The 7,500-nt window shown below is 43.4% G+C and carries 5 protein-coding genes and 3 rRNA genes (1 of these 8 only partly in view); 4 read left to right on the top strand and 4 right to left on the bottom strand.

Features of this window, described 5'->3' with window-relative positions; all coding sequences use genetic code 11:
* The 3 genes from ACFVQB_RS34185 to ACFVQB_RS34175 form a co-directional block, all read left to right on the top strand.
* Positions 1 to 756: ribosomal RNA gene (locus ACFVQB_RS34185) — 23S ribosomal RNA — on the top strand; its annotated part reaches 1,104 nt to the left of the window's first position; the annotation flags it as partial.
* Positions 757 to 817: 61 nt separating this feature from the next.
* Positions 818 to 934 (top strand): 5S ribosomal RNA (gene rrf, locus ACFVQB_RS34180).
* Between the two features lie 147 nt (positions 935 to 1,081).
* Positions 1,082 to 1,924 carry a tyrosine-type recombinase/integrase gene (locus ACFVQB_RS34175; protein WP_376296049.1) on the top strand — a complete coding sequence of 281 codons (843 nt, stop codon included), beginning with the start codon at positions 1,082 to 1,084 and terminating at the stop codon, positions 1,922 to 1,924.
* 46 nt (positions 1,925 to 1,970) lie between these two features.
* Here the strand turns inward: ACFVQB_RS34175 and ACFVQB_RS34170 are convergent, their stop codons facing one another.
* From ACFVQB_RS34170 to ACFVQB_RS34155, 4 genes are all read right to left on the bottom strand, one after another.
* Complete coding sequence (locus tag ACFVQB_RS34170) at positions 1,971 to 2,234, bottom strand: hypothetical protein (RefSeq protein ID WP_376296050.1); 264 nt, start codon at positions 2,232 to 2,234, stop codon at positions 1,971 to 1,973.
* The gene (locus ACFVQB_RS34165; protein ID WP_376296051.1) at positions 2,218 to 3,015 is read right to left on the bottom strand and encodes a ParA family protein; all 798 of its coding nucleotides are present in this window, start codon (positions 3,013 to 3,015) and stop codon (positions 2,218 to 2,220) included. The genes ACFVQB_RS34170 and ACFVQB_RS34165 overlap by 17 nt, the downstream gene beginning before the upstream one ends.
* Before the next feature lie 137 nt (positions 3,016 to 3,152).
* Positions 3,153 to 4,373, bottom strand: a complete 1,221-nt coding sequence (locus ACFVQB_RS34160; RefSeq protein ID WP_376902234.1) for a replication initiation protein — start codon at positions 4,371 to 4,373, stop codon at positions 3,153 to 3,155.
* A 1,015-nt stretch (positions 4,374 to 5,388) separates the two neighbouring features.
* The gene (locus ACFVQB_RS34155; RefSeq protein WP_376174685.1) at positions 5,389 to 5,958 is read right to left on the bottom strand and encodes a tyrosine-type recombinase/integrase; all 570 of its coding nucleotides are present in this window, start codon (positions 5,956 to 5,958) and stop codon (positions 5,389 to 5,391) included.
* Positions 5,959 to 6,495: 537 nt separating this feature from the next.
* Between ACFVQB_RS34155 and ACFVQB_RS34150 the strand changes: the two genes are divergently transcribed.
* A 16S ribosomal RNA gene (locus tag ACFVQB_RS34150) occupies positions 6,496 to 7,500 on the top strand; the annotation flags it as partial.

Here is a 7,500-nt window from a genome sequence, read left to right as displayed (position 1 = left end):
GCCAGCTTCGGTGGAGGCGTCGGTGGGATACTACCCTGGCTGTATTGAAATTCTAACCCGCGCCCCTGATCGGGGCGGGAGACAGTGTCAGGTGGGCAGTTTGACTGGGGCGGTCGCCTCCTAAAGAGTAACGGAGGCGCCCAAAGGTTCCCTCAGAATGGTTGGAAATCATTCGCAGAGTGTAAAGGCACAAGGGAGCTTGACTGCGAGACCTACAAGTCGAGCAGGGACGAAAGTCGGGCTTAGTGATCCGGTGGTTCCGCATGGAAGGGCCATCGCTCAACGGATAAAAGCTACCCCGGGGATAACAGGCTTATCTCCCCCAAGAGTCCACATCGACGGGGAGGTTTGGCACCTCGATGTCGGCTCATCGCATCCTGGGGCTGTAGTCGGTCCCAAGGGTTGGGCTGTTCGCCCATTAAAGCGGTACGCGAGCTGGGTTCAGAACGTCGTGAGACAGTTCGGTCCCTATCCGTCGTGGGCGCAGGAAATTTGAGAGGAGCTGTCCTTAGTACGAGAGGACCGGGATGGACGCACCGCTGGTGTACCAGTTGTCTTGCCAAAGGCATAGCTGGGTAGCTACGTGCGGACGGGATAAGTGCTGAAAGCATCTAAGCATGAAGCCCCCCTCAAGATGAGATTTCCCATAGCGCAAGCTAGTAAGATCCCTGAAAGATGATCAGGTTGATAGGTCTGAGGTGGAAGCGTGGTGACACGTGCAGCTGACAGATACTAATCGATCGAGGACTTAACCAAAATGACGTGCAGAATTTACTTCTTCTATTATCTAGTTTTGAAGGAACAACGTTCCTCATAGTTTGGTGGCGATAGCGAAGAGGTCACACCCGTTCCCATTCCGAACACGGCAGTTAAGCTCTTCAGCGCCGATGGTAGTTGGGGGTTCTCCCCCTGTGAGAGTAGGACGCCGCCAAGCAATTTCTAGTTTTAGGATTCATAACCCGAAGAATGCAGGTTCAAAATCCTATCTCTTTTCAAAAAAACCTTAGGATTTTTCCTAAGGTTTTTTTGTATATTTTTTCATCTGAAGCGTTTGGATGAACTCTAGGCGGGAGGATTTTTGATGAATAAAGAAGAAATCCGAAATACTGACCAAATCCTTCATTCTTTTGCTGAATGGTTAATGGATCAAAATAAATCAGACAGTACGGCTAAAACATATGTAGGTGTTCTCTCTCAATTTTTTCAATGGATGAAAGAAGAAATAGAAGAGATTGAATCGACCCATGTGCAGGCCTATCTTGATTATATGGACGATTCCAATAAAAGTGCCGGAACAATCGAAAAGCATTATACAGCCATCACTGTATTTTCCCGGTTTCTTAACAAACCAGAGATTATGGCCAACATTGACCGCAAAGCCAAGGAAAAGAAGGATGAACCACCAGAGTCACTGGAGCCAGCTGAACAGTCAGCACTAATAAAAGAAGTGGAAGACGAAGGAAATGTGCGGAACATTGCTATTGTTTATGTTCTTCTTCATACCGGGATTCGGGTCTCCGAGCTTTGTGAATTAAATCACACCGATATAAAAAAAGACGGTGAAAGAGAATCTATTCTTATCCGGGATTCAAAAGGCGAGATTGAACGGGTTATCCCCCTATCAAGAGCTGCCAGTGAGCATATTAAGCGTTATAAAGACTCTCTGAAGGCCGAGAATGAAGCAGTCTTCTTATCCAGTGTTAACCAGCGTATGACACCGAGGGCGGTTCAATATATGCTGAGCAAGTACGATGTGAGCCCGCACAAGTTGAGACATACTTTTTGCCAGAATCTTATCGATAAAGGAATTGAGATTCAAACCGTCTCAAAGCTGGTCGGCCATAAGGATTTAAATATGACTAAACGCTATATCAAAGAATCCGGACAGGGACTTGATGCAGCTATTCAAAATACATTTGATTGATAAAAAAGAAATACCCAGTTATTCGGGTATTTCTTTTTTATCGTGTTCATTTAAGATACTGTTCCAATGCTTCCTCGATCAATAGATAAATGTTCTTTTCCTGAAGCAGCGACTGCATTTTCAGTTCTTTATGAAGGTCCGTTCTTAGATCGAAGGATACCCGTTTTCGGTCTTTCTTCTTTTCTTCTTTTTTTCCACTGTTTAAACGTTCCTTGGTTTCTTCCGGTAATACTTCTTCGTTCAAGGCAAAACTGGGGCTAATGTGCTTTTGACTGCGCATTTTACTCTTGATGTCATTTACCTTCGACACGGCTGATCAACTCCTTATAGAATCCTTCGTATTGTCCCAATGCCTGCCGCAGTTCAGCGTTCTGGTTAAATCCATACAGAGATAATCTGCCAACAGGCGCCTTCCTGGTAATCACCGTATCAAATACCAGGTCCGGGTAATCTTCCGCAATTAGTTCATTAAAGGCCTTGGCATCGCTTCGCCTTACATCATTCATCGTGCGCAGCACGCCGATCGCCTGAGTATTTCTCTTTCCGAATTCATTGGCTCCATGGATAGAATCCATGAAATTCGGGATAGCTGAATAGCACCAATTTGAACATTCGAATAAAACAACCACGTATTCACTGGCACACAGTGCATTTGTTGTCTGTTCGCTTAAGGAGGGAGGAGTATCAATAACGATAAAATCGTATCTGTCCCTGACGGACTTCAAAGCATGATCTAAGACAGAACTTGGATTCCCGCTAAAAGGGATCGTATCGCCTTTATATGTTTTTCCCGTATACAGCCAGCGCGGGAAAGTTGCCAAAAAGTTGTTGGCAGGCAGAAGATCGAGGTGATCGTTGATATTCAGTATGTAGCCCTCAACATTATCTTCCTGCATCGCTTCCAGCACGGACTTGCCCATATACTCATTTGAAGGCTGCTCAGACAGAAGCTCTGTAAGGTTGCCCTGTGAGTCCATATCCACTGCAAGGACCCTATATCCATTTCTGCTCAACAAGTGCGCGAGAATGCCGGTTGTGGTGGATTTTCCGCAGCCTCCCTTTTGAATTCCCATTGTAATAGTAATCGCCATCCCTTTATCACCCTTTCTTCTTTTATTTTTTTCTTCTAACGTTGTTTTCTTCTTTTCTTCTTTTCTTCCTTTCTTCTAACGTTGTTTTCTTCTTATTTTATACGATGCCTTTGTCATCCAATTAAAAAAGGCACTCATTAATGGGTGCCTTTTTTTAATTTCTTAAGTTGCTTTTCGAACTTACGCTTGCGCTTTTCTAGCTCCTCTACTGAATCACTTTCAGCCTCCGGCTCCTGAATTTGCAGAACTTCAAATAATTCTTCTTTAATTTCTTCAAATGTAACTGCTGCTGATTCATGATCCAATTTCAGTACTTCCTCCATTTTTTCAATGGACTTTTCCCGTATATACCAAGCAGGCAGTACTTCTTTTGATTTTCTGAAGTCAGATACTAAGCGTATAAGGATGTCTTCTGATTCATCATTATCCTTGTTTGCTGCCTTTAAGACCTTGGTTATGTATCCGACGGGGTTTTCGATGTCCTTGCGGTCCTGTATTTTCTCCAGGAGGCTCATTACATTGTCCTGTCCATGCTTTTCCCATGAAAGAATGACTTCGTCCGTTAACCTTACCCCCATCTTTAAGCCGAGTTTTTTCACTTTCTCTATAAACGTATCGGCAAATTCCTGCAAATGATTTTGAAGCAGGTCCAATTGATCAGGTTTTCCATTGCTTCCTGAAGTAATGAAAAATTTGATTTTATCCACTCTTCGTCCTGTCCTGATTTCTTCTATTTCAAAGGATATATCCGTTTTAGCCTTCAATTCCTTCTGGGCTGGTACAAGAACACGCTGCTTAAAGTTTCCGTATGCAGGATAGATATCCTCAGCCCCGAGCATTTTGCGCAGGTCCTTCAGGTAAAAGGATCTTTCCTTCAGTCTTTCATATTGCTTCAGTAATTCATATATCCTTATGGCGTAGGAGCTTTTCAGCTTCACCACATTCTCAAGTTTGTAGCTTGTGAATTCCCTTTTCAGCTGAAGCAGGTACGGCCGCAGGAAGGGATCAAACCTTATGTCTACAGTTCCTTCCGTTTCGTTATACGCTACATAGCTGAGCCACGAAACCTGTATGACCTTTTTTTTAATCCGCACTTCAAATACCTTCTTCATCAAATCCTTCGTAATCTGCTTCAGTTCTGTATATTTGGGTGTTCCTTTTAAGCTTAGGAGATCTGAAAATTCCTGAATAGGCAGGGTGTAGGTTTTGAAATCTGAATCTGCAGGTGTAATATGGCTCGCCAGACAAAGGATGATTTTTTGTTCTACCACGCCTAATTTATAATTTGCTTCAATGAGCATATTCGACTTAGTCACCAAATGGTTGTTCTGTGTTTCGTTTTTTTCTAAAATTTTCATCACAATTTCCTCCCTTTCGAGCTTCTTCATTATGACAAAAATCCATCGATAACAAAAGGATTTTTTTGTTATAATTCGCACCAAAAATGTTATAGTTCGCACCAAAAATGTTATAGTTCGCACCAAAAATGTTATAGTTCAGGCACCAAAAATGTTATAGTTCGCACCAAAAATGTTATAGTTCGCACCAAAAATGTTATAGTTCGCACCAAAAATGTTATAGTTAGAGGTCTTGAGGCCAGTCATACCAATGGTTTGAGGCCTCCGAAAACAATTAAAACAATGTAAAACAATTAAAACAATATTAGTAAAACAAACACAACAGGGGGTTTTTTGTTGTGAAAATTCTGAAAACTTTAAGATAGAGTAAGTTCAAAACACTAATTTGTGTATCAAAGGTTAAAGACTATTATTTTTTTAAAAGGTTTTAATGATCTGTCTTTACACCTCTGATAGAGCGATAAAAAGAGAGAAATTATAAAGAATTCAATGTCTGGCTTTATTTCTGTCTTATTTCTAGCATGATCTTATACATATTCAGGATACCGGCCGGCTCATTCTTTTTCGTAAACGCCAGAAGACCTCACCCTGCCAACGTACCTTTTGGAATGCTGAGGTCTTCTGGCACTCTAAAGATATCGCCGGCCGGTAGGGAAAGTTTTCTGTCTTGATGTGAACAGTCAGGCAAGATGTGAGTTAAGAGAAAATAAATGCTTTAGAAAAAGAAAAAGAGAAAAATGAAAGTAGATAAAGCTACAGATGTAGGATTCGAGGGTTCCGAAAAGGAAAAATGAAAAACAGGCATAAAAGTGTATGATTCACCAAGAGGTTTTTAAAAAATACGCTGTTTAAGCTTTGTATTTGCCTTTCTAAGCTGTTTGATTTTTTTCCGAATAGGAAAATAAAGATAGGGAGTTCAAACCTCTAAAAACAGCCTTTATGGACGTCTGATAACGAGGGTCTTTCGGAAGTAAAAAAAAAGAACAGTCAAAGACTGCTCCTTCGTTCGGAACCGTTATTTAAACACACTGAAGGTTTTCAAGACATTATTGGTTTCTTCTTCTGTGATGCCGATATACCTCAGGGTAATCGAAGGGTCCGAATGGTGCAGGATTCCCTGCAGCATCGCAATGTCCTTTGTCGCTTTGTAAAACCAGTATCCGAACGTTTTCCGCAGGGTATGGTTGCCGACATGGTCGACACCAGCAAAGTCGGCGGCCTTATTTAACTGCCGGTATGCCTGGGTCGGCGTGATGGCGCCGTCCCCCTTCCGGGATGGAAAAAGCCACTCACTGTCCACATTGACGGCATAGCCGTAGACTTCCTGAAAACAGTTTTCAAGGTACATCTCCCTGATTTTTTGTGTTTTTCCCTCTTTGATGCGCAGTATCTTCGTGTACTTTCCTTTCAAATTCAGAATCTGTTTGGTTTTGAGTCGTAAAAGATCTCCAACTCGCAGCCCGGTTTCACAGCCAAGGACAAACAGAATGTAATCACGTTCCGAACAATGGCGTTTAAGCGCCCACTTCATATCTTCCAGCTGCTGCTGGTTCCGAATGGGCTGCACGTTCTTAATAGGGTTCATAATTGTGTCCCCTTCTTTTTCAAGACGTTCCGAAAAGGTTGCGAGCCCTTATAAAACGGATACTTGAATGTATGATTTTATGTATTTATCTTCATTATAAGGATTAAAAACGAAGGAAGTCAATGAAATCAAGGAAATGAATGTACGGTCGTCTACAGAATCATACATAAAGTAACTTGCTAAAAAAATCATTGACATCATGTGTAAACTCTTTTATCATAAGGGAGTTGCTTATTTAGCAAGCAAGGCATTTTTGATCTTAGAAATTATTGATAGAGCAGTAAAAACAAGATCGAACATGTTCTTGAAAAAAACTATTGACGTCTTATTGAAATAGTAGTAAGATTAGGTAGTCGCTAAGAAATAGCGATTTTAAAAATAACTAACATTCTTCGCAGAAGTTGACAACTACTCAACTTCGTGATATGATGATTAAGTTGTTAAAGTGATTGCTCTTTGAAAACTGAACAAAACTAAGCGCCAACGTTTTAAAATAGTGAGCACACACTCTAAAAGCAAATGAGCAAGTCAAACATTTCTTCGGAGAGTTTGATCCTGGCTCAGGACGAACGCTGGCGGCGTGCCTAATACATGCAAGTCGAGCGAATGGATGGGAGCTTGCTCCCTGAAGTTAGCGGCGGACGGGTGAGTAACACGTGGGCAACCTGCCTGTAAGACTGGGATAACTTCGGGAAACCGGAGCTAATACCGGATACGTTCTTTCCTCGCATGAGGAAAGATGGAAAGACGGTTTCGGCTGTCACTTACAGATGGGCCCGCGGCGCATTAGCTAGTTGGTGAGGTAACGGCTCACCAAGGCGACGATGCGTAGCCGACCTGAGAGGGTGATCGGCCACACTGGGACTGAGACACGGCCCAGACTCCTACGGGAGGCAGCAGTAGGGAATCTTCCGCAATGGGCGAAAGTCTGACGGAGCAACGCCGCGTGAGCGAAGAAGGCCTTCGGGTCGTAAAGCTCTGTTGTTAGGGAAGAACAAGTGCCAGAGTAACTGCTGGCACCTTGACGGTACCTAACCAGAAAGCCACGGCTAACTACGTGCCAGCAGCCGCGGTAATACGTAGGTGGCAAGCGTTGTCCGGAATTATTGGGCGTAAAGCGCGCGCAGGTGGTTCCTTAAGTCTGATGTGAAAGCCCACGGCTCAACCGTGGAGGGTCATTGGAAACTGGGGAACTTGAGTGCAGAAGAGGAAAGTGGAATTCCAAGTGTAGCGGTGAAATGCGTAGAGATTTGGAGGAACACCAGTGGCGAAGGCGACTTTCTGGTCTGTAACTGACACTGAGGCGCGAAAGCGTGGGGAGCGAACAGGATTAGATACCCTGGTAGTCCACGCCGTAAACGATGAGTGCTAAGTGTTAGAGGGTTTCCGCCCTTTAGTGCTGCAGCTAACGCATTAAGCACTCCGCCTGGGGAGTACGGCCGCAAGGCTGAAACTCAAAGGAATTGACGGGGGCCCGCACAAGCGGTGGAGCATGTGGTTTAATTCGAAGCAACGCGAAGAACCTTACCAGGTCTTGACATC

The organism is Paenibacillus sp. NPDC057886, assembly GCF_042796655.1.
In the GTDB taxonomy this organism is placed as follows: domain Bacteria; phylum Bacillota; class Bacilli; order Paenibacillales; family Paenibacillaceae; genus Paenibacillus.
The sequence above is the reverse complement of the archived record's forward strand: the minus strand, read 5'-3'. Positions and strand labels throughout refer to the sequence as shown.